Source organism: Rossellomorea aquimaris (genome assembly GCF_020172085.1).
GTDB lineage: Bacteria > Bacillota > Bacilli > Bacillales > Bacillaceae_B > Rossellomorea > Rossellomorea aquimaris_E.
Genome location: NZ_JAIVAT010000003.1, coordinates 1,578,504 through 1,601,170 on the forward strand (window position 1 = coordinate 1,578,504; position 22,667 = coordinate 1,601,170).

Here is a 22,667-nt window from a genome sequence, read left to right on the forward strand (position 1 = left end):
TCATTATGTTCAAACAATGAAACATTTCATGATATCAAGGTAGTAAAGCCGTCATATCATTATAGGTTTCCGGTCTGCGGTCACGGTAAAACTGCCACGTATCCCGTACTTCCCTTAATAATTTTTTATTCATCTCTCCTATGACCACCTCGTCGCGATCCCTACTTCCTACTGAAACAAAGCTTCCTCTTGGGTCGACCAGATACGATTGACCATAAAATTCACCCATGTTCCAGGGTCCTTCATATCCAACTCGATTGATGGCTCCTAAATAGTATCCGTTTGCCACTGCATGAGCCGGCTGTTCAAGTTTCCATAAATATTCTGAAAGGCCCGCTACAGTCGCAGATGGATTGAACACTATTTCCGCACCTTTTAACCCTAGTAACCGTGCTCCTTCAGGAAAATGTCTGTCATAACAAATATAAACCCCTACCTTAGCGTAAGCCGTTTCAAATACCGGATAACCCAGATTTCCTGGTTTGAAATAATATTTCTCCCAGAATCCGTATCCTTCTTCGCCGACTCCCACGTGGGGAATATGCTGCTTTCTGTATTTACCAAGGTACGATCCATCTGCATCGATGACAGCTGCCGTATTGTAGTATGTGGCAATGCCTTCCCGTTCATATATTGGCAGAACGATAACGACACTCAGCTCTTTGGCTAAATCCTGAAATTGTTTTGTAGTCGGGCCGTTCGGGATTTCTTCTGCAGAATCATACCATTTGGGGTTTTGCTCGGAGCAAAAGTAGGGACCATAGAAAATTTCCTGCAAACATATGATTTGAGCACCCTTTTTTGCTGCATCTCTCACCAATTCCACATGCTTTTTAATTGCTTGCTCCTTATGGGTTTCAACCGCCTCACTTCCATCCACATCATGAGAAGCCTGAATCAGCCCAATATTTACCAAATCCGACATTTCATTTCCCCCTAAACATTTAGATTATATAAAAATAGTAAGCGCTTTCATTATTTTTTGCTTCATGAACTTACACTTACTAGATTTCAAAATAGAATTAATTTCTGAATTTTTGATATTTTCACTTTATTTTAACCCTTAGTAAATTGTATTGCACTAAACATTTTGTAACATGAACGGCCTTCATCATTTGTCATTATGTATATTTTTCTTTTACATGCGTCATCTTGTCCGTTTCTCATAAAGTACCATACTCAAGTTGCGAAATTTGTAGAATAATTTAATTAAATATTAAAAATATTCAGTTTTTATTCGACAAAATTCTTTGCAACCCCATCTTTCCCTTAATCGGCATGATTTCAGGTGGAGAAATCCTAATCATAAAAAACAGCCTAATCTATTGGAAAAGGCTGTTTTTTGTCGAAGCTATGAATTTACAGATCTCATTTTCAGTGATTGGTTCCTTACTGGTCTGTATTTTATTACTTGTACAATAAACCAAGTCAAAACCGCCAACCATATGATTGATCCAAGCACCATCGAAATGGAATAGGAAAGGCCAAATCCCTCTGGGGCATAAAAAATGTATGAGCTTACCACCCCTGTCATAAATAAAGCTGGCACACTGCATATCCAGTGAAACCTTGCTTTTTGTAATAAATATATGGCAGCCGTCCATAACATGACTGTCGCAACTACCTGATTCGACCAGCCGACATATCTCCAAAGAAAAGTATAATCGATTTGAGTCAAGAGGAATGTAGGGACTGCTACTGGAACAACCAGGAGCAACGGCAACCACTTTCCTTCTACATCTTTCTTTGTTAAGTCAGTTAATAAATCAGCAAGCATCATTCGAGAGGACCTGAGAGCAGTATCCCCCGTCGTCACTGGCAGTATGATGACACCAAGAATTGCCAGCACCCCACCGAGCGTCCCTAAGGTCGTTTTACTTATTTCATTGACTACTCCTGCAGGTCCTCCCGAAGCCAATGCTTCTTGAAGCCCGCCAGTTCCATTGAAGAATGCCATACCCGCAGCAGCCCAGATCAAAGCGATGATCCCTTCAGCAACCATGGCTCCATAAAATACTTTACGCCCTTCGCTTTCTCTTTTAAGCGTCCTTGCCAAAATCGGGCTTTGTGTGGAATGGAATCCGGAAATGGCACCACAGGAAACTGTAACCATTAATAGCGGCCATAAAGGCAGTTCAGAAGGGTGCAGGTTTTTAAATGTTAGATTCGGTACAGGATGTTCAAAGAAGAATAAACCGATTCCGATTGCTACTGCCATGAAAATTAGGATTGCTCCAAAGACCGGATAAATCTTACCGATAATTTTGTTAATCGGCAATACGGTTGCAATCAGAAAATATGTAAAGATCAGGACCAGGCAGGTCATAAAATTCAGCGGAGTGACTTCTGCCATAAGTTGTGCGGGTCCCGAAGTGAATGCAGCTGCTACTAGAATCATCAATACAATGGACAAGATGTTCATAAGAGATTGAGCAGACTTACCTAAATATTTCCCTACAATGAATGGAAACTGTGCCCCATTATGTCTGAGAGAAAGCATCCCTGAGAAATAATCATGTACAGCACCAGCGAACAATGTACCTATAACAATCCACAGAAAGGCTACAGGTCCATATAATGCACCTAGAATTGCACCGAAGATCGGACCTAACCCCGCAATGTTCAAGAGTTGAACCAAACTTGCTTTCCACCAACTCATCGGCATATAATCCAAGCCATCCTTTTTAGAATATGCAGGTGTTAAATTGGAATCATCAACACCGAAAATCTTTTCTACCACCTTTGAATAAATGAAATAACCAATTACCAGTATACAGATGGATGCAAGAAATGTGAGCATCACGATGTCCTCCCTTCACAAATTGAAATTACCGTTTATTCTAATACGGAAAACGACAAAAAACAACAGAATTTTCTAAAAATAAAATGATTTCAGAATTAAAACCCACTTACACTTCTCCAAAATAAGGATGACTCCAACAATGTATGCGCATACATCACCCGGAAAATTTTTTTGTCATAATAAAAAACGCACCCCTTTCAGGAATGCGTTTCATTCACATTCAGTATTATTTTTTTAATTTTACAAATGCCTCATGTGCGTTTAAAAATTCTTTATTGTCTCTTTCAATGGCAATTTCTATCGGAGATTGTGCCTTACCTGATTGCATCTCTTGCCCGTCTCCATATGCAAGAAGCAAAGACACGATTTCTGCACTGCCGTCGAAAGCTGCAATATGTAGTGGTGTGTGTCCCGATGAATCAAGCTGATTTACATTTGCACCCTGATCTAGCAAGAACTCCACTAGTTCTTTCGAAGCTTTGCCGGCAATTCCTGCATGTAAAGCTGTGTTCGATGGAATATAGGATACGTTAGAATTGGAAACGGAATTGATATCTGCCCCAAAATTAAGGAGAAGCTTGACAATTTCAAAACGGTCAAAATGCGCAGCCACCCCAAGTGCTGTTAAACCCTGATCATTATTTGCATTACAAAGATTTGTATCATTTCTTAACGTCTGTTCTACTCTTGTTTTATTGCCCGCTTCGATTGCTTCAAAAAACTCTTGTACGGTGATAGATATCATTATTCCACCTCTTTTTAAATAATTATAAATATTCTACCAATTTTACTGACTAAAAGATAGGGGTGACCACCAATATTGGCAATCACCCCATTTGTTACTTATCCAGTTTTAATTTAGCCAATGCATCAGCTAAAGCGGTATTGACAGGCTCATCCTGTTGCTGTGTTTTTAAGTATTTATTTACATCCCTTTTTGTTGCTTTGCTATTCTTTTCTTTCTTTTTTCGATCATTAAATGTGGAGAGCTTCTCTCTATGTCCGCATACACAGGTGAACATCTGTCCTTCCCCTTCTCCCCTCAAGTCCAGACGTTTGTGGCAATTAGGGCAGCGGGCATTTGTTTTTTTACTGATATTTTTACGATGTCCGCATTCCCGGTCTTGGCAGACAAGTTTCTTTCCGTGCTTATTTTTGATTTCAAGCATCAAATTGCCACAGTCAGGGCACTTTGTCCCTGTAAGATTATCATGGGAGAATTTCTTTGTAGAGTTCTTGATTTCACTGACGGATTTCTTCGTATAATCCTTAATCTCTTTCAGGAATTCCTGTTTCTTAAGAGTTCCCTTTGCAATCCTTTCAAGCTTCTGCTCCCATTCTGCAGTCAAAGTAGGCGACCTGAGTTCGAGGGGTGCCAGTTCCAATAGTTGCTTTCCTTTTGACGTAATGAGAATTTCTTTCCCTTTAGGCTCTATGACACCTGAATTGAAGAGTTTTTCAATGATATCGGCTCTCGTGGCAACGGTGCCGAGTCCCCCTGCCTCATGGATCGTGGCAATCAGGTCTTTATTACTTTCTTTCATGAACTTCTTTGGGTTCTCCATCGCGGATAATAAAGTACCTTCATTAAACCTACCTGGAGGGTTCGTCTGCCCTTCTGTTTCTTTAACAGAGCGGACAGAATAGGTACCTCCTTCTTCCATTTTCAATAGTAATTGATCGTTTTCAGAGTCAAAATCATAGATTTCTTTCCAGCCGGGATCAACGATTCTTTTCCCTTTTGTCTGGAATGATTCTGAACCCATCTTTGCTCCTACTGTCGTTTGTTCGTATTGATAAGGAGGAAGGAATACGGCAATGAAACGCTTGACGATTAGATCATATATTTTTCTTTCCTTATCCTGTAACCGCTGAAGGGAAGGTGTTTCTTCAGTGGGGATAATGGCATGATGATCCGTCACCTTTTGATCATCAACATATGCTTTGGACAGATGCACTCGCCCCTGCAATGCCATATGTACCAATTTACGGTATGGTTGTATGTTCACAGCTTCCAATCTGTCCTTAAGTGTAGACACCATATCATTCGACAGATGTTTACTGTCTGTTCTCGGATAGGTTACCAATTTATGCTGCTCGTATAGCTTCTGCATAATTGAAAGTGTTTCTTTAGCAGAATAACCATAGAGTTTATGTGCATCTCTTTGCAGTTCAGTCAAATCATAAAGGGACGGTGCAAAATTTTTCTTCAGTGCTTTCTTGACTGATTGAACGGTCAATTCGTATTGCCCTTTGATTGATTTCATCACAGAGGTTATTTCTTCTTTTGAAAACGTTTTTGTATCATGATTCTTATTGTTCGTCCATACAAAGGTTCCTCTGTCTGTCACAGCCTGTATCCCATAATAAGATTGCGGTTTGAAATTCTTAATTTCTTCCTCCCTCTGAGCAATGATGCTTAGAGTCGGGGTTTGTACACGTCCGCATGACAATTGTGCGTTATGCTTGGTTGTCAACGCTCTCGTAGCATTCATCCCTACATACCAGTCGGCTTCAGATCTTGCCTGTGCTGCCGCATATAAGTTTTCGTAACTCTTTGCATCTTGGAGCTTGCGGAATCCGTCCTTGATAGCTTTGTCGGTTACAGAGGAAATCCATAAACGTTTTAGCGGTTTGTTCACACGCGCTTTCTCTATGATCCAGCGGGCAACTAGCTCACCTTCACGCCCGGCATCGGTGGCGATAACTATTTCTTTAACATCCGATCGATTCATTTGTGCTTTAACGGCGCTGAATTGTTTTCCCGTCTTCTTGATCACTACCAGATTAAGTGACGATGGAAGCATGGGTAAATCTTCAAGCTTCCATGATTTATATCGGTCATCATAGCTTTCAGGCTCTGCCAGGGTCACCAGGTGTCCAAGTGCCCATGTGACAATATAGTCGTTCCCTTCTAAGAATCCATTTCCCTTTTTCGCACATTGAAGTACTCTTGCAATATCTCTGCCTACAGAAGGTTTCTCTGCCAGGACCAAAGTCTTTTTCATGTAAAAAATCCTTTCATTACGGGGTGTTTATTTTCTATATCTTTTCTATTTTAACATACAATAAAAAGACTAGGGCATTTTGGTTCTCGGCACATGACCGGCCATTGAGTTGAAACGCTTCCTATTGTTTGATCATCATGGTCATGGCAGCTGTAGGTGATCAAGTTTAAGTCTTTCATCGAAAAAAAAACCAATCATCATGTTCTCGACGACTGGTTTTTTGCATAAAAAGAGAGCATCTGGACAGATGCCCGTTGTTTGGTTATCCCATCCTGCAGTTTTATAGCTAAGAAGAAAAACTAGGAAGAGGCCGTCTTCCTAGTAAACGTTATTCTTCGTCGCCTTCTAAGAAGTCTGGATCTAACTCTTCAAATTCTTCATCATCCAAGTCGCAATCCCAATCTTCATCGTCGCAGCCTTCTGGATTCACAAGGACACATACTTTCGTTTCTCCGATAACTTCTACCAGGAATTCACGTTCTACGTGAACGATGATTTTGTTACCGTTTGGTGAAATGACCGCTTCGCAGCAATTAGGCTGTTGCAGTACTCGAGCACACACTTCAATGTCATCTAAGCAATCGGGATCACGGTATTTTAGTTTAATGCAGTCTGTATATTCTACTCTCTCCGTTACAACCGATGTCTTCGTGTTGTCACTGTGGGAGTACCATACGTTGATATCATATGATCCGTGAACTTCGACTTTCTTGCCGACTTTGTGTGCTTCATACTGATGATTGATGATCCAGCAGCCTAAAATGCTCGATGGATTATGCGGCGGGCAAATCGTATGATGAGACTGTGTAAATTTACGTCCCTTCGCTACGACCGCTTTCGTAATAATCTCTCTATATTCTGCCATTCGAGCGAACCTCCTCATTCATTTTCAATTCATCTTATGCGACTATCTAGGTGTTTGTGCGAGTAAATTTTATTACATAATGGGATTGTTGCGAGATAATGTATTGTATGCGAATACCCATTGAATGTTCCGGAATGGACTACACAGCAATATAGAAAAATGGTAAGCTAAACTGAGAAAGTTCATGCCTGTTCAGGGTATGTATTCATTTCATTGAGGAGGTAACACGTATGGCCAAAAGTAAGGCAAAGAAGAAAAGAGACCATCATCTCCGGAATACCGGCCAAAATGTCACGATGCGGAGGGGGATCGATCCTGATTTTTGTATGATGGTGCGTACAACGAAAACCAAAAAGGAAGCATTGGCTAAAAAAGAAACCAAACATAAAAAACGATCTTTGCAAGAAAAGGATATTCCTTTAAGCAAAGATCGTTTTTTATTTCTATGTCTCCCTTAGGAATTCATTCCATTATAAAATGAATAGCCCATGGATTAGGAGCAGCTTCCAGGAGCAGAGTTTTTCACATTTGACCCCGTCTCACCGCGGAGCAGGTCTCCTCCTGTTGACTCGATGATATGATCAGTCACGTTATTCGATATGACCGAAGCGACAATTTGCAGTAAATCATTCACATCTGTCTGTGATTCCTTAAATTGTTGGACCACTGGAATTTCATCAATTTCCTTTTCCAGGTTTTCAATTTTGGCTTCAACCATTTTTAGAGCTTCTATCTTCCCGTAGTGTTGGAAGTTAACAGCTTGTTTTTGTAAACTCTTAATACTTGCGATCATTTCCCGGACCTTTTGATTTTCGTGAATTTGTGCTTCCGCACGCTTAAAGAAATCCACTTCCTCTGTTTCTGCAATCATGGTTGCAAGCTCTTCTGCACGCTTCATAATATCGTCTTTTGTATACTTTGCCATATTATTTCACCTCTACCGCTTCTTGAAATTCTGTTCCGATTTGGCCTTCCTCGATCATTTCCCCATCCAATGACCAGGACTTGGCATCTGTGATCTTGACTTTCACTATCTTCCCAATGGCTGTTTTAGGAGCCTTGAAGTTTACAAGCTTACTGCGTCTCGTATAGCCGGCAAGAATCTCAGGGTTCTTCTTGCTTTCCCCGTCTACTAGCACTTCAACGATTTGACCGGTATACTTCTTCATTGCTTCAGCAGAATATTCTTTCACCACTTGATTCAAGCGCTGTAGCCTCTCTTTTTTCACTTCCATCGGCACATTATCATTCATCTTCGCTGCAGGAGTACCTTCACGAGGAGAGTAAATGTATGTGTAGGCTGATTCAAAGCCCACTTTCCTGTATAACGAAAGTGTTTCTTCAAATTGCTCATCGGTTTCATTTGGATACCCGACAATGATGTCTGTTGTAAGGGCTACATCAGGCATGGCCGTCTTAATCTTTCTCACTAACTCTAAGAACTGTTCGCGGGAATATTTACGCGCCATAATTTTCAGGACGTCTGTTGAACCGGATTGAACCGGTAGGTGAATATGCTCAACCAGATTTCCCTTTTTGGCAAGTACTTCGATCAAATGATCGTCGAAATCCCTTGGATGACTCGTCGTGAATCGGATACGTGGAATATCCACTTTACGGAGATCATCCATCAGGTCTCCCAGGCCATATTCGAGGTCTTCGATATCTTTGCCGTATGCGTTAACATTTTGCCCCAAGAGAGTGATTTCTTGATATCCTTGTGCAGCCAGGTGACGGACTTCTTGAATGATCTCTTCAGGACGACGGCTTCTCTCTTTACCTCGTGTATAAGGAACGATACAGTATGTACAGAACTTATCACAGCCGTACATAATGTTGACCCATGCTTTGATGTTGCCACGGCGGACCTTTGGAAGGTTCTCAATGACGTCCCCTTCTTTCGACCACACTTCAACAACCATTGCCTTAGACATATACGCATCAGATAGGATCTTTGGAAGGCGATGGATATTATGGGTTCCAAAAATCATATCCACCTGCTGGTAGGTTTTCAGAATCTTATTCACTACAGACTCTTCCTGGGACATACATCCGCAAACTCCGATTAAAAGCTCAGGCTTTTCCCGCTTCAAATGTTTCAGATGTCCTAACTCCCCGAACACCTTATTTTCAGCGTTTTCGCGTATGGCACATGTATTCAAAAGAATGACATCTGCATCATCCGTTGAATTCGTAGGTTCATAGCCGAGTGCCATGAAGATTCCTGCCATCACTTCGGTATCATGTTCATTCATTTGGCAGCCATAGGTACGGATATAAAATTTCTTTCCTTCCCCCAGCCCCCTAAATTGATCATCAATTGTAAAGTCATTATGATATTTGATTTCTTCTTTCCCACGCTTTTTCGCATCTTTTAATGACGGCGGGTTATAGACACTTTCAAAGTACTTGCTGTAATCCTTTTCGGATTTTTGGTCCGCTGGTGATACAGACTTCGATTGTTGTCCATGTTTTCGTTGCTCTTCGTTCATGAAAAATCCCCTTTCTACCACTATAACCAAACCGTTTTCTTCTATATATAAAGCCGGCCGAATTAACAGGATATACATTGTTGCACATTACTATAGTATAAAGGTTTTCACCCCTACATACAATAGAGGTGCTTAAGTGTTGAAAAATGTTTCAATTCCATCTCAGCTAGTAAAACTGCAGTAAAGTGATAGTTTCTTTACATTTATGTTCTCCTTCGAGCCCCAAAGGTAAACACCTCCCTCTCTCGGCTCAATTCTCAAGACCAAACAACTATCAATTATGTACCTGGAATCTATTTTTATCTTTTTAGGCTAGAGGCTCAATCGAATATTCCCTTATGAACGTATGATAATTAGTAGTAAATTGTAAAGGAGTGTTAAATAATGAGTTATAGTCAGAAAGAAAAGTCCCAGGACACCTATTACCATGAGGATTATAAAAACCATAAATGCAGTGAATCTCGTCCCAGCCATTATGAAAATTGTGTCGGAGACGTTTTAGAAGCAATCCTTGAAGCCCAGGAAAAAGTAAAGAAAGACCATGGATGCAATTCATCCTGCAAAAAATCCATAGAGGATTTACTATGCGAAAAAAAGAAACACAAAAAGAATACCATTCCCTTTATTTTATATTGTGGATGCGATCCATTCAAAGGAACTGGTGTTACCGCCTATCATTGTCATACAAAGAAGAAAAAGACATTGAAATGCATTGAAACCTACCTTTTCAAAATAATAGACATTGATCATAAATGTGCGACTCTGGAATTATTGACATTTAAATCCGAACATCATAAGGGTGATTCTCACTCTCAAAATGACAGTAAATGTTCACTCACTTCACCTTGTAAACAAATTGACCACAAATGCGTGGATGACTTGATGGAAACAGGGATTTGTATAACTGTAGATTTGTCTTGTTTCTGTGCAATTACCTGCTTGCCTGCCGTTCATTTATAACACACACTCGAAAAAAAAAGGTGAACGAGAGTCGTTCACCTTTTTCATCCTCCAAAAGCTTCAAGCAAATCGTCTATTTCTTTCAATCCAACGGGGGAATGTTCTTGTTCCTTTCGGCTTACGATGGTACCTTCAGGCAAGCTCTTCGGGGAATTATATCCATTTTGAAGAAGTAATCTTTTTAAATCTAATAGTTCTTCTAGTATGGTATCATCTGGTGTCATGTTAAGTTGAACAGGCTTAGAATGGTGCAAGTAATCATGCAGAGCAGAAAAAACAAGATGCATTAACGTATTGTTTCTTGAATGATAGGCAATTTGCTCTTGAATCTTAGAGGTGATGGCTTCTTCCTCCCCAGTTTTAACATTTATGAAATGTTCGGGGATCGTAAGAATCGTGTCCTGAAAGTAATCCGAGTATTTCTTAGACATGCCCATCACCCTTTAGTTTTTGTATATTCAATCTGTGCAGGATTGTTTTTTAATTGATTTAACTTTGCAAGGATCATCAATCCTGAAACATTTAACTTTTCCATATTTGGAGGGAAGAACAATTCAATGGGACGTCCTCTTTCTGCCCATTTTACGGCCGCTTCCCTAATATGAGATTCAGCAATTTTAGCCGCTCCACCTACTGCAATATATTTGACTGCCCCTTTGATTTCATTTGAGCTATTTCTAACCCGATCGAAATGTTCCAAATATTTTATGGCCAATGATTTCAACTGAGGAATAATATACTTACTAATATCCTTTTTCACACCGGCAAATGGTTCTACATACCACTCGGATTGACCAGCTACAATTTTTTCCTCAAGTTCAGATCTTGAGTCGAACTTGTATAACTCATATTTACTCACTTTTTGTATGATATGATCTAAAAACTGATTAATCCCAAACGGCTCTCCTTCAATGGAAGCTACTGGCTTATTATTTTTGATTCCTACAAAATCGACTGAGTCTCCCCCCAGATCACCGATAAGGATTCCTTTGGCAGAATCTTGTAAGAGAGCTTCGTCTTTTACTCCCAATGTCTCTTCATCCCTTGTTAATGCCAGGTAAGCACAAGCCCCTTCAGCACCAACAATAACATCTTTAATATGAAGTCTTACAACGGTTTCTTGAGGGGCAATCATTCCTGGAACCTTGTGAAGATAAACAGTATGAGTCCCGATAAGACGACTTTTCAACGTATCTTTACGTTCTTTATACTGAGTAGTCGGCAGAGAAACTGCCAATTGATCTATATCAAAGAATACATCTATATCTGATTGATTGCTCATTACAGCATGATGGGCCAACAGTCCAAATAAAAGAGTGTAAGTACGGTCTTCATCTACTTTCTGATTATTAAAGGATGTTAAACTCACATTACGCTGTCTCGCTGCTGATTTACCTATATAAAAGATTTCTCTCTTCTCATGCAGTGCTGAACTGTTCACTTCCACAATCAAGTTGTCTCCAAATAAAACATCTTCATCATCGTAAGGTTTCTCATAAAATTCTTCATCAAATAAAGCAATGGCATTCGGCATGGAGTATTCTGTCATTTCACCATTTGTTGACACAATGGCTTTATAAAAGCTGTTCCCCAAGTCCACAGCAACATAATTATGCCTATTCATTACATCCTCCTCCTTCCTTAAAGCCTATGCCGGAATAGAAAACATCGGTGCAAGTACCTAATCATAAATTTTTAAATCCAGTAATGTAATTCAGGAAAGAGTTATTTCCTCTTGAATGATTTTCTCTAGTAAATTTCCACTCTTATACTGATTCATATAACCACTCTTAATAGATTCGCCAAGCATACTATAAAGTGTAGTTAAAAAATATTGTTTATTAATTAGGAGGAAACAAAATGAGTGATTATAATAAGAATAAAAATTGTGTGAACGTAGATCAATCTGCTTCACTCGATCACTGCGACAACACAGCTGTAGATTCTATTCTAACTCCGGCTGGTATTAGAACTGTCCATGTTCCAGTAGATTTAGGAGTATATCGTGTTTCTAGTAACCTTGAAGCCCATATTAAATTTCCGGAACCTGTGATGGAAATTAAAGATGTAAAGAAGAAGGTCGAAATTGTACAATGCCGCTTAATGACTATTCCAACCAGCAATGGCGACTTCAGTGATGAAGGTGCGGAATTTCCCCTGTTGTTATCAGGATATGTGCGCAAAAACATTCAATATGCTACACCATGTGGAGGAACTGGATTTGATGGATCATGTGTATCTTCTAACATTAAATCATTAACGGTCCGCGTTCCTTTCAAATGCATGACAACAATTACCCTGGATTCTCCCGTACAACTTCCAAGAACGAATAATCGTCAGGAATTTGACTTCTTCAGAGCTCAAGACCTAGGGACAGGCTATCCTGAAAAAGACCAATATTTATCAAATGATATCTCTCAATTCCATCAATACTGCACGAATTACTATAATCAGCTTCCTTACTGTGAATTGATTTCAAGCAGCATTCTAGAGTGGGATGAATCAACAGACCGTGTATCTGATGGCCCTGTAGGTGAAGGATATTTCTATAATATGCTAGAAAAAATGTCCATCAACTTCACCATTAAAGTATTACAAAAACAGCAGGTCCGTCTTAGAGCATTAGACGGAGATGAATAGTATTCACCAGCATTCCCCCTACTGTTAGGTATAACAGCAGGGGAATGCTTTTTTTTCTTCACAAGATTCCCCGCAGTGATTGTGAGCTGATTCAATAATTAGTCCCTTTACATATAGGCTCTGGCCCAAACAACAATCAACCTTAATCATAAGATGGCATTATCTTGCTTTAGGAGGTCCCTTATGTTTGAAAACCATAATAAAATGTCAGATTGCAATGAAACGTCAAATATGAATGATTGTAAAAGCCATTGTCACCATCCAAAAGTTAGTATCGGAAAAATCGTAACTAAGGTCCCAGTTGTATTGGCTGAACTGACTCTTCAGGTAAACGTAGATGCGACGATTACCTTTCCAGAAGCCGTTTTGGAAATTAAAGATATAAAGAAAACGATAAAGTTAACACAGTGCAGGCTTCTTCTTCCTTCTAATAAACTATTTGTGAAAGGTTTTGTAAGAAAAAACATCCAATATGCAAGCCCTTGTAAAGAAATTGAAGAAACTTCCCTTTCTTCCATTGCTTCAGATCTTCACTCTTACACGGTTGATATTCCTTTTCAATGTGTGACTGACATTAAGCATTTCTTATCAATGCCTGTAATGCCTGAAGTAAATAATCGCCAAGAATTTGATTTCTTAATTTCGAAGCCATTACCTTCCGGATATCCAGAAAAGGATGAGTTACTAACACATGATTTATCTCAATTCCATCAAGAAAGTCATCAGTATTACAATGAGATCCCTTACTGTGAATTAGTTTCAAGTAAAATCATTGAATGGGATGAAGCAATCGATCGCTGCGCTCTCCCTCATTTAGGGCCTATCGGAGAAGGATACTTCCGTACAATAGAAGAAAAAATGGTCATAGATTTATGTATAAAAGTCCTTCAAAACCAACAGATTCGAGTCACCTCCACTACAAACGATGATTGCGACTGAATAAGATGATCATTCTTATAGAGAGGAGGCAAAGGATTTGGTGTAGTATCGTAACGCACCAATCACACTGATTATGAAAAATGATCAATATGATGATATTGAAAAACACTTTCTAAATAAGATGGATGAATTTCAACAAGAAAAACACAGAAAGGAAACGATTAGAAAAGATCAACCTCATCATTCATTTTCATTATTTAATCTTAATCAGAAGCACGCTCCTTCCACCGATACGAATGTAAATAATGAAAAAGATAGTCCGACAGATTCAACATTGACTAAGGAGTTCCAAGAAGGAATTCTTTCTCAACCTACATTCTTCCCACCTCCCAAAGTGATGGATATGGAAATCATTCAAGACGGGAAAACAATTGATGAAGAATTGAAGGAAATGGTTAATCAGGGTGAAGGAATAGAGGATGAAAACCTGCTCTCTAATCATTTCAGAGAGGATTTACGTGATGAAAGGAACAAGGATGAGCTTTCAGCTTCCGGTCACAGTGAAGTAAACAAGCTATCCTCTGGTGAGGAAGATAAAGGAAAAGAGCCTATTTCCATACGTAAAGAAATATTTATGATGTTGGATGAAGAACCGGGTGAAGTATCTGCAGAAGGTTTGTCAGCCGAAATATCGACCTCTAAGATAACAAAAGATGAAAATGGAGATGTAGATTCCCTTAAAATGAAAGAAAATGACAAAAAAGAAGATGAGCACACTAACGAACAGAATGTAATATCCGAGGAGCATTCTCATACTTCACATAAGGAAGATTGTATCTATTCTTATCTCGATTACGATCATAAAGCAAATCATCCATCTTCATTCACCCATTTCTTGGAGACAGAATACTGTGAATCAGAAAATAAATCGAATGAATTCAATGAGTCAATAAGTTCCCTGACATCTGTTCTCAAAAAACTTTCCACAGCGATGATGAAAAATGATCCTAAATACCCCGAAGAATGCGAACAGGACCGTAGTGAACTAACTGCCTTAAAAAAACATTTCGAAAATGAACTATTTTCACCAGAGCCACATACAGACGAAGCGATAGCTACTTACCCATTTGATTTTCACTTTATATCTGTGAAGATTCCTGTTGTATTGTCTACTTTAAAGATTGAACTAACCATCTTTGAGAATCTAGATTTACCCTTTCCGATTGAACATATCCAGACAATCCGTTGGTCTATTCAATCTCTTAAGACATATATCCCTTCTCCTGCTTCCATTGTATTTGTGAAGGGAACTCTTGTTGCTGCGATAGATTATGTAAATAAAGGAGAAACAAGTTCTGTCCATTCAATCAAGATTCCAATTGAATGGAATCACACCTGCAAAGCTCATTGGAAAGTTCAACCGAAAATACCCATTAGTGTTCATAGAGAATACACCTTCTTAACAAAAAACAATCAAAGAATGACCACTCATCATGAAAGTCATGATTCCTTTTGTGATTCAATCCACCATTCACTACAAGATTTCAAGTTTATTAGTCAGGAAGAGCACTCTAAGGATGAGGTGAATTCCACCCTGAAAGTACAAGGGTGTTTAGCGCTATGTCTGCATTTAACGCAAGAACAATTTGTCCAATTAAATGTGAATGAAGTGCTTTAAAATATGTAATATGAGGAAGGGGCACACCCTCATTGTGAATCCTTTTTTGACGTTCACCCTCCCTTTCATATATCTCAGTATTAAAAAAACGCCTAAGAGGCAGACTCTTACCTTTCTAGTCTGCCTAGGGCATTTTGAGCTAGCCATTATTGTTGAATGATGTTTCTGAAACGATTAAAGACTACTTCTGGACCTTGCTGATCTTCTCCTCCACCTGCATCAGCATCTCCAGCCATTTGTTGTTTCTTTTGGGTTAATTTAATAAGAAGGTTAATGTCCATCTTTTCAGTGATTTTATTAAAACGTCCCCAATTATCAAAGTTTTCGGTAATATCCCATTGATTCACTGCAGATGCAAGAAGTTTACATTTAATAGGCTCGTTATTGATTTCGAACGTTAATGAACCAAATTCGCAACGGGATGCACCCATTCCATCTTTGGCAAGTTCTCTTCTTTGCAAAACATTCTCCTTAATGCTGAAGTCAATTCCAAATGGTTTATTGACAGGATTAGCGAGTTTCACTCGGTCATAAGCTTTAAACGGAATGTCAATACTATAATCTTTTACTACCCCATATGAACCTTCTACATACTGAATATTCTTGTGGACAATTCCTTCCACAAATAATTTAACGTATTCTGGAAAACCTGGTACAGGTATCGCTTTACACTGAGTAAGGGAAACGTTTTTCTCGATGTTTTTAATTGCACTTGCATAAGTTGGTAGATAAATATCTGCTTCTGTTAGGGATTGAAGAAATACATCCCCCAGAACAACCGTAACTTCTTCTAAATCAAGATCCGGTACATACGTTTCTGTAAATAAGCTTCTTGACTTTGCCATATCACTGGATGGTTGTGAAGGGCACCCGTGATATCCGAACCCGCAGCTCGTATTCTTTTTCAAATTATTCACTCCTAGTAATCATAATTAATCAATAGAAATGCCATAAATGTAGCGTAAATAGTGTATATTCCTTTTCTATTGACTTACTATAATCTATGTTTATTTATCAAAAATGAGTGGACGTGTGTCGGTAGGCTACAACATATTTCTAGTACATCTATTAATCTATGAAACATTGGAATACTCATACACAAGAAGCTTTGATCCATATTAATTGCTTGGGATTTTGTAACCTTTACCCAAATGGCTCCATACAATAGAGTAAAAGTCTTTAGGAGGAGATTATTATAAAGGAGGAAGCCAAATTACCACCAATGTACACCACTACTGATCAAGAAGTCCTTTATTTAAAATCTGAAATAGAGAATCTGAATAAAAAGATCCGAACTCTGAAAAGCAGTTATCTGTATGCCGAAAATGAATACCATAAGGACCAACTTCAAATGGTGAAGGAGGAATTAACACTTGCTCACCATCGAATAAATGAGAACGATACAGTTGAACGGGAACTTATTGTAGATCGAAACCTGTTTAAAGAAGGGAAAGAGAAATTAGAAGACCAAGTAAGGGCACTTCATGACGCCATTCATGTAAAGGAGGAGTTATTACAGCAGCACCTAGTTGCGAAGAATGAACTCCAACAAGAACTCCTTGCCAACAAGCTCACACAAAGACAACAATCTCAAAAAATATCGGAATTAGAGAAGGACCAAAAAGAACTGTTCAGTAAAAAAGAAGCAGTATCGGAGGAAAACATCCTTCACCTTAGAAAAATTGACAGCTTAAACAGTGAACTGCAAGGAAAAAAACTCCATATTTCAGATTTAAATTCAGCTTTAGCTCACTCTGAAGGTACAAAGAAAGAAATTTTTTATAACCTGATCTCAAAAACCGAAGAGTTAGAAAAGGTAATGTCCGAGAGAAAACATACCCTTGATTCGTTGCAATTTGCAAAGGACCAATTAATAGAAGCAGAAAAGCAAAAGTTGGAGTACATTAAGACATTCATCAGTCAATATCAAAAACATTTTGAAGAAAATGAATGGTGGCTGTCTTCCCAATTTGCGGATATCGATCAACGAACCAAACAACAGGATGAACGAATTGAAGCGGTTGAGCAGGATCAGGAAATTCACTTTACTCTACAGAATGAGGTGCTGAAGGAGAAGTTTGAGCAGGTTGAGCAGAGGTTTCTGAATTTCATTTCAGAGGTCGACTCCATACGTGAATATAATTCTACATTGACACATAATTTATTGGAGCTTAAGAGGCTGGTGGAGAGCCAGAAGCGCAGTCAGACTCATATTATAACTGCACGTCAAAAACCTCTTGTAGAGAAGATCTCAGCAAAGATGGAGAGTCAATGTTCTGACGATGAGAAGGAATAAAATATAAAGATGCCACAACCATTCGTGGCATCTTTTTTTAGTTAAAATGTAATTTTGATTTTATTATTGGAGCTAAGCTGAAGCTCCTGATCTTCAAATAAAACAAACCCTATAATGGTCGATGATTCCTGTTCTTCAAGATTTTCTACCGTAAATTGCAGTCCTTCCACTGCTAGCGTTTCACCAGGAGGTATAAATGTTTCCTGTATCGACTCAATCCAATATTCTCCAGTGGAGAATGCCTTTTCAAGCCAATCCTTCCCCATATACTTCCATCCTTGTGCACCATTTTGACCTTGTATAGAAAAAATCTCGCTCATCTCAGGTGGAAGAATCTGTCCTCCAATTTCAATCTTTTCAGGTGGGTCCACCCGAAAGCAGATCTTGGGATTGGATAAATCTACATTCCCTGTGTTCTTTATAAAAAGATCAGCTTTAATGGAATAACGTTCAGTTTTTCGATTCGGTATAACATTATAATCAAAATATATTTCCGCATATAGCTTCCTTTCCTGAACTTCACGAACTTTCCGGTTTGCTTTTCGCATTTTCATCTCTTCGTACGTTTTATCATCAATTTGGATATCTTTACTTGCCTTTTTCTTCTCAACCGCTTTTGGATCAGCAGATCCTGTTTGATTACTCTTCGTTAATAAATGGAGAATATCCAGATCCAGTAAATTGGGTTTTTGATTACCGAGAAGCGTTTTAAGGACACATTGTGTTAGAATTGCAGGCCCTTCTTTTAACAAGAACTCTTCGTCTCCACAACTCATGGAACATCTTAAATGGGGAATAGAATGATTCTCCGGCATCAAATAGTATCCCATAAAGTGCAGCTCATCTTTATAGATTGAGAGATTTTTTTTAACATTGATGGAATTCAGTCTTTCATTATATCCAACAGATATAGTCTTGTTATCTCCCTTCGATTTACTCGACACTAAATCAATAAAGAGATCCCCGTTCCTGATCTTCCCTGTATCACTTTTTGTAGATACGTCAATTCCATAATTAGCTAATATTCCTGACACTTTTTCATCAATTTCATCGTTTATACTAACATTCGGTGTGTTTACCGATACCCATACTTTCTTTCCATGAAGCGAACTTTTCACTTCCACCATTTGTTCTTCTTCGTTCAGACAAAATTGATGATTATTCTCTGCACAATAAAGTTGGATGGCAGCTATGGAATGAGCTGGAATCGTTCCCCAATCATGATTGTTAATTTTTAATTTCATGTACATGCTCACCGCTCTTCATTCTTATTTGGTCTCTTTATCTTATGACTCAAAATGATCAACTATGATGCATGAACACGATCTCTCATTCCATGTACACCAACGGGGAATATATACATAGGATAAAGTGATGGATAAAAAATTAAAGGAGAGAACATGTAGTGCATAAAGATCATTCAAAGGTATCTATTATCTTTCCTGTGAAAAATGAAGGTTCCAATGTAAAAAAAACATTAAACTCACTTTTTTCCACTGCCACTAAAATTGAATATGAAGTGATCATCGTGGACGATGCTTCTGACGATGGATGCTGTGATTTCTTGGAACAATCCCACTTTAAAAATAAAGTGAAAAAAATTCGAACTTTGGGTGTTGGGCCATCTGTAGCACGGAATATTGGGGCTGAAAACGCTACTTCTGACTATCTGATGTTTTGTGATGCTCATTTAACTTTCCAACCTCTTTGGATTGATAAACTATTGACTCCTTTGAAGTCAGATTTGACGGATGTTGTTTGTCCTGCAATAGCTTCTATGGATGATCCAAAGGTTATAGGCTATGGGCAAACTTTATCTAACAGCTTAAGAATTCAATGGCATAAGAAAAGGCCATATCTATTCAATACCGCGATTATTCCTGGGGGATGTTTCTTGATCAAACGAGATGTCTTCTTCAAAGTTGGCGGATTCGAAACTGGTTTTAAAACCTGGGGGCATGAAGATGTAGAATTGTCTATTAAACTGTGGTTATTCGGTTACAGATGTAGCTGTGAGCCGTCTGTGACGATACTGCATTTATTCAGAAAATCTCATCCATACAAAGTGGATTATGACGGGGTATATTATAATTTGCTGAGGATGGCCTACCTTCACTTTGATCAGGAAAGAATAAAAAAAACGAAGGATCTGATCATTCATCGGAGTCCAAAGAAAGTCGAAAGCCAAGTTCTTAATGATGGGGTGGAAAAACGTAGAAGAGAGTATTTTCAAAAGAGGGTTTATAACGACGAATGGTATTTCAAACACTTTAATATACATTTTTAAAAGAAACAAACCATTTCTGAATACATTTAATGAAATGGTTTGTTTTTTTATATTAGCATATTTAGTTATAAACTTGTTCACACTATAAATTATTTATCGTTTATAACGCACGGTTTGATAAATACCTAAATTTAAGTAGAGGCATCTAACAGTTTGTGTTTATGTTCCCTATTTTCCTTCCTCCCAATTGAAGTCCTTACCAATTAACTTATAAAGCTTTTGATTCTCTGCTCTGAAGCGATCATATAACATCGCTTCCGTATCAGGATTCATCTTGTGATAACTACGTGTATTTCTGGCTTCCCTATCCTTTAATTTACATCGAGGTAAGCCTAAAAATTTCAAGACCTTATTACAGACTTTTTGAGGATTTTGAAATAAATCCTCACTCTTAATGATATGAATTTGATTTGTATCGAAGTAACGATAATACCTCTCTAGCTGTTTGTGGTATAGTCCACGTTCTACTAAAGAATACCGAAAAACGTCGTCTGGAATATAATTCTCATCTTCCTCCATTCGTATAAGTTCTTTTTTCACTGTATTTTTTTCAATTTCAAGGGCATCCTCGAATGAGTGCTTTTCAGTATTGATAAAGTGATGATATTGAGAATAAGCTCTTTCAACGGGGTTTCGTAATAGAACAATCAATTTTATTTTCGGGTTGTATTCATAGATTCTTCTTGCTACTTGAGGATGTACTAAATATATTGGTGTACCTTCTCCTGTTATTTCGTCACTTTTAACACTTTCTGGAAATTGATTTCTGTACCACTCAACTGTTTTACTAGATTTATTAAAGAAAAAAAGCTCCTTTTTGCTCGATGGCAAAATTTGAGGATGCTGATTTAAATAGAAATATAGTGAGGTTGTACCACATTTCGCTCCTCCCAGTATGATAAAATGGGGAATTTCGTGCATAAAAACTCGCTCCTTCAAATTAATGGTGTACCAACATATTATGAAAGTATCTATGTAAATGTATGGTCCTTTTCACTTAGTTCGACTTAAAAGGGCACATTTTTTAAAAACGACGCAATCTGCATACTGCTATCTCTTATCAACCCTCCCTTTATAACTGACACATCATTTGGAAAAGGTTGTCCACTATAGACTTTACATCAACTTTGAGAAGAAACAGAACATTTAAACCACCATTATACAACCATTAAAAGTAAAGACAATTTTTCCAACATTAATTCCTCTTAAAACTGTGCCCATTTTTGAAAATCTCCATGTTTGCCTTAAATTAACCACTACTTCCATTCATACAATAGAAAAAAAGGAGTTGTTTAAGATTAGTAAAATTTCAATTCTTATTCCATACCAGCCTACAAATAAAGCTCGAGAGATCTCTTTCAACTGGATCGTAAACTTTTATAAGATTACTCTTCCAGAAGCTCAGATTTGTATTGGCTATACATCCAATGAGTTCTTTTCAAGATCATTAGCAATAAATAAAGCTGCAAGAAAGGCGACTGGGGATGTGTTTGTAATAGTGGATGCTGACATTATTTGTAGTCCAGATGTTATCCGAAATGCTGTAAACTCCCTTAATGAAGCAGCATGGATTATACCCTTCACAAGTATTGAGGATATTTCTCAAAATAGTACATTAACATTGTTTAAACAGCCCCCGAAATGGCCGATTCTACAACATTTAAAAACATCGAAGAGATTGAAAGGTGGTATTAGAGTAGGCGGAATTAATATTCTAAGGAAAGAATCCTTTTACTCTGTAGGAGGATTTGACGAGAGGTTCATAGGGTGGGGTGGAGAAGATGACGCCTTTTGTTCTGCGATGAATACAATTTGTGGAGATTTTACAAGATTAAATGAAAGTGTTTTTCATTTATGGCATCCTCCCGCTAAAGCCCGTAGCAATCCTAAACATAATAACAACGTTAAGCTTGCACACCAATATCGTAATGCAAGTGGAAATATTCCTGCCATGCTAGAAATTATAAACAAAAATAAGATGTATAAAAACACTAATTAAACACATAGTTAGATGTAAAAACATCCATATTTCGAAAATGAGGGAAACCACAATTGATTAGGTTTTCCCTTATACTTGTTCTTCTTCGTTGATTAGATATGTGTATTAAATGTTATTTTTATATCATTTATAAAAATTCTCATATTACATAACTATATCTTTACTCATTTCAAAGAATTTTCACAATCCTTTACAATATAAAAGTTCTCTTTCAAATTAACAACTATTATATAAATCAATACAATCTATAATTCTTAATTTATCTTTTATTATAATCATTTCGAGGCTGGGACATAACTAAATAAATACAATCTAAAGACGAAAATTTTGTATTACCTTTTTTAAATCACATGTTGCATCGCTACCCAATCCTTACCTATTCCCCTTTTCCCGCAAGAGTCTTCGTCTTGCACTCCATTCAACAGCTAGAACCTGCAAAATACCCATTTTATATGCTTATAAAACTAAAAAAATCCGAACGAATACGATTTTCATTAAAGAATTCCGAATGAACTTTTAGATTTTTATTTGACTAAAACCTTTTTGTCCCATCCTCATTATCAAATATTTGTAATATACCTAGACTTGTGCTGACTTTAATAATTTTTATAAATACTTAATGATAACAGCCCTGTCGTTGTCCATTACCTATGTATATTATATAGAGATTAAAAAATCCTCTAGTGGGATTTGTTTCGTGAATGTATAAGACAGGAGGTTAGGGTTTTAAAGATACATTTTTCTTCATCGAGCAGCCCCA

Annotated in this window: 20 protein-coding genes; 8 read left to right on the plus strand and 12 right to left on the minus strand. The window is 37.9% G+C overall.

Going from position 1 to position 22,667, the window contains the following annotated elements; all coding sequences use genetic code 11:
* Positions 1–34 precede the first annotated feature (34 nt).
* From LCL96_RS08915 to LCL96_RS08935, 5 genes are all read right to left on the minus strand, one after another.
* A complete protein-coding gene (locus LCL96_RS08915) occupies positions 35–925 on the minus strand; it encodes a nitrilase-related carbon-nitrogen hydrolase (RefSeq protein WP_224941037.1) in 891 nt (296 codons plus the stop codon).
* Positions 926–1,351: 426 nt separating this feature from the next.
* Positions 1,352–2,800 carry a carbon starvation protein A gene (locus LCL96_RS08920; RefSeq protein ID WP_224941355.1) on the minus strand — a complete coding sequence of 483 codons (1,449 nt, stop codon included), beginning with the start codon at positions 2,798–2,800 and terminating at the stop codon, positions 1,352–1,354.
* A 229-nt stretch (positions 2,801–3,029) separates the two neighbouring features.
* Positions 3,030–3,548, minus strand: coding sequence for an ankyrin repeat domain-containing protein (locus LCL96_RS08925; protein ID WP_224941038.1), 519 nt, complete (start codon positions 3,546–3,548; stop codon positions 3,030–3,032).
* A gap of 94 nt (positions 3,549–3,642) precedes the next feature.
* A complete protein-coding gene (locus LCL96_RS08930) occupies positions 3,643–5,811 on the minus strand; it encodes a DNA topoisomerase III (protein WP_224941039.1) in 2,169 nt (722 codons plus the stop codon).
* 328 nt (positions 5,812–6,139) lie between these two features.
* Positions 6,140–6,676: an outer spore coat protein CotE gene (locus tag LCL96_RS08935; RefSeq protein ID WP_138777630.1), complete on the minus strand. Its 537-nt coding sequence runs from the start codon at positions 6,674–6,676 to the stop codon at positions 6,140–6,142.
* 230 nt (positions 6,677–6,906) lie between these two features.
* On the opposite strand from LCL96_RS08935, the gene LCL96_RS08940 reads away from it, so the two are divergent.
* The gene (locus LCL96_RS08940; protein ID WP_224941040.1) at positions 6,907–7,134 is read left to right on the plus strand and encodes a hypothetical protein; all 228 of its coding nucleotides are present in this window, start codon (positions 6,907–6,909) and stop codon (positions 7,132–7,134) included.
* 35 nt (positions 7,135–7,169) lie between these two features.
* Here LCL96_RS08940 and LCL96_RS08945 read toward each other — a convergent pair whose 3' ends face one another.
* Together LCL96_RS08945 and miaB are read right to left on the minus strand one after the other, a co-directional pair.
* Positions 7,170–7,601 carry a RicAFT regulatory complex protein RicA family protein gene (locus LCL96_RS08945; protein WP_224941041.1) on the minus strand — a complete coding sequence of 144 codons (432 nt, stop codon included), beginning with the start codon at positions 7,599–7,601 and terminating at the stop codon, positions 7,170–7,172.
* A 1-nt stretch (position 7,602) separates the two neighbouring features.
* Entirely contained in the window at positions 7,603–9,168 is a 1,566-nt protein-coding gene (miaB, locus tag LCL96_RS08950) for a tRNA (N6-isopentenyl adenosine(37)-C2)-methylthiotransferase MiaB (RefSeq protein WP_224941042.1), read from the minus strand.
* Positions 9,169–9,552: 384 nt separating this feature from the next.
* On the opposite strand from miaB, the gene LCL96_RS08955 reads away from it, so the two are divergent.
* On the plus strand, positions 9,553–10,128 hold the full coding sequence (locus LCL96_RS08955) for a CotY/CotZ family spore coat protein (protein WP_224941043.1): 576 nt from the start codon (positions 9,553–9,555) through the stop codon (positions 10,126–10,128).
* Positions 10,129–10,172: 44 nt separating this feature from the next.
* On the opposite strand, the gene LCL96_RS08960 is transcribed toward LCL96_RS08955, so the two are convergent.
* Positions 10,173–10,559: a hypothetical protein gene (locus tag LCL96_RS08960; protein WP_224941044.1), complete on the minus strand. Its 387-nt coding sequence runs from the start codon at positions 10,557–10,559 to the stop codon at positions 10,173–10,175.
* 5 nt (positions 10,560–10,564) lie between these two features.
* Positions 10,565–11,752 carry a ParM/StbA family protein gene (locus tag LCL96_RS08965; protein ID WP_224941045.1) on the minus strand — a complete coding sequence of 396 codons (1,188 nt, stop codon included), beginning with the start codon at positions 11,750–11,752 and terminating at the stop codon, positions 10,565–10,567.
* A gap of 236 nt (positions 11,753–11,988) precedes the next feature.
* Between LCL96_RS08965 and LCL96_RS08970 the strand changes: the two genes are divergently transcribed.
* From LCL96_RS08970 to LCL96_RS08980, 3 genes are all read left to right on the plus strand, one after another.
* Positions 11,989–12,768, plus strand: a complete 780-nt coding sequence (locus LCL96_RS08970) for a CsxC family protein (RefSeq protein WP_224941046.1) — start codon at positions 11,989–11,991, stop codon at positions 12,766–12,768.
* 183 nt (positions 12,769–12,951) lie between these two features.
* Positions 12,952–13,707 (plus strand): CsxC family protein, encoded by a 756-nt coding sequence (locus LCL96_RS08975; RefSeq protein ID WP_224941047.1) that lies wholly within the window; start codon positions 12,952–12,954, stop codon positions 13,705–13,707.
* A gap of 73 nt (positions 13,708–13,780) precedes the next feature.
* Positions 13,781–15,325, plus strand: coding sequence for a hypothetical protein (locus tag LCL96_RS08980; protein WP_224941048.1), 1,545 nt, complete (start codon positions 13,781–13,783; stop codon positions 15,323–15,325).
* Positions 15,326–15,471: 146 nt separating this feature from the next.
* On the opposite strand, the gene LCL96_RS08985 is transcribed toward LCL96_RS08980, so the two are convergent.
* A complete protein-coding gene (locus LCL96_RS08985; protein WP_224941049.1) occupies positions 15,472–16,233 on the minus strand; it encodes a CsxC family protein in 762 nt (253 codons plus the stop codon).
* 314 nt (positions 16,234–16,547) lie between these two features.
* On the opposite strand from LCL96_RS08985, the gene LCL96_RS08990 reads away from it, so the two are divergent.
* Positions 16,548–17,621: a hypothetical protein gene (locus tag LCL96_RS08990; RefSeq protein WP_224941050.1), complete on the plus strand. Its 1,074-nt coding sequence runs from the start codon at positions 16,548–16,550 to the stop codon at positions 17,619–17,621.
* Positions 17,622–17,662: 41 nt separating this feature from the next.
* On the opposite strand, the gene LCL96_RS08995 is transcribed toward LCL96_RS08990, so the two are convergent.
* Positions 17,663–18,865 carry a hypothetical protein gene (locus LCL96_RS08995; protein ID WP_224941051.1) on the minus strand — a complete coding sequence of 401 codons (1,203 nt, stop codon included), beginning with the start codon at positions 18,863–18,865 and terminating at the stop codon, positions 17,663–17,665.
* 161 nt (positions 18,866–19,026) lie between these two features.
* Here LCL96_RS08995 and LCL96_RS09000 point away from each other — a divergent pair, with 161 nt between their 5' ends.
* The gene (locus LCL96_RS09000) at positions 19,027–19,908 is read left to right on the plus strand and encodes a glycosyltransferase (RefSeq protein WP_224941052.1); all 882 of its coding nucleotides are present in this window, start codon (positions 19,027–19,029) and stop codon (positions 19,906–19,908) included.
* 168 nt (positions 19,909–20,076) lie between these two features.
* Here the strand turns inward: LCL96_RS09000 and LCL96_RS09005 are convergent, their stop codons facing one another.
* On the minus strand, positions 20,077–20,829 hold the full coding sequence (locus tag LCL96_RS09005; protein ID WP_224941053.1) for a sulfotransferase domain-containing protein: 753 nt from the start codon (positions 20,827–20,829) through the stop codon (positions 20,077–20,079).
* Positions 20,830–21,196: 367 nt separating this feature from the next.
* Between LCL96_RS09005 and LCL96_RS09010 the strand changes: the two genes are divergently transcribed.
* Positions 21,197–21,907: a galactosyltransferase-related protein gene (locus LCL96_RS09010; RefSeq protein WP_224941054.1), complete on the plus strand. Its 711-nt coding sequence runs from the start codon at positions 21,197–21,199 to the stop codon at positions 21,905–21,907.
* Positions 21,908–22,667: the final 760 nt, after the last annotated feature.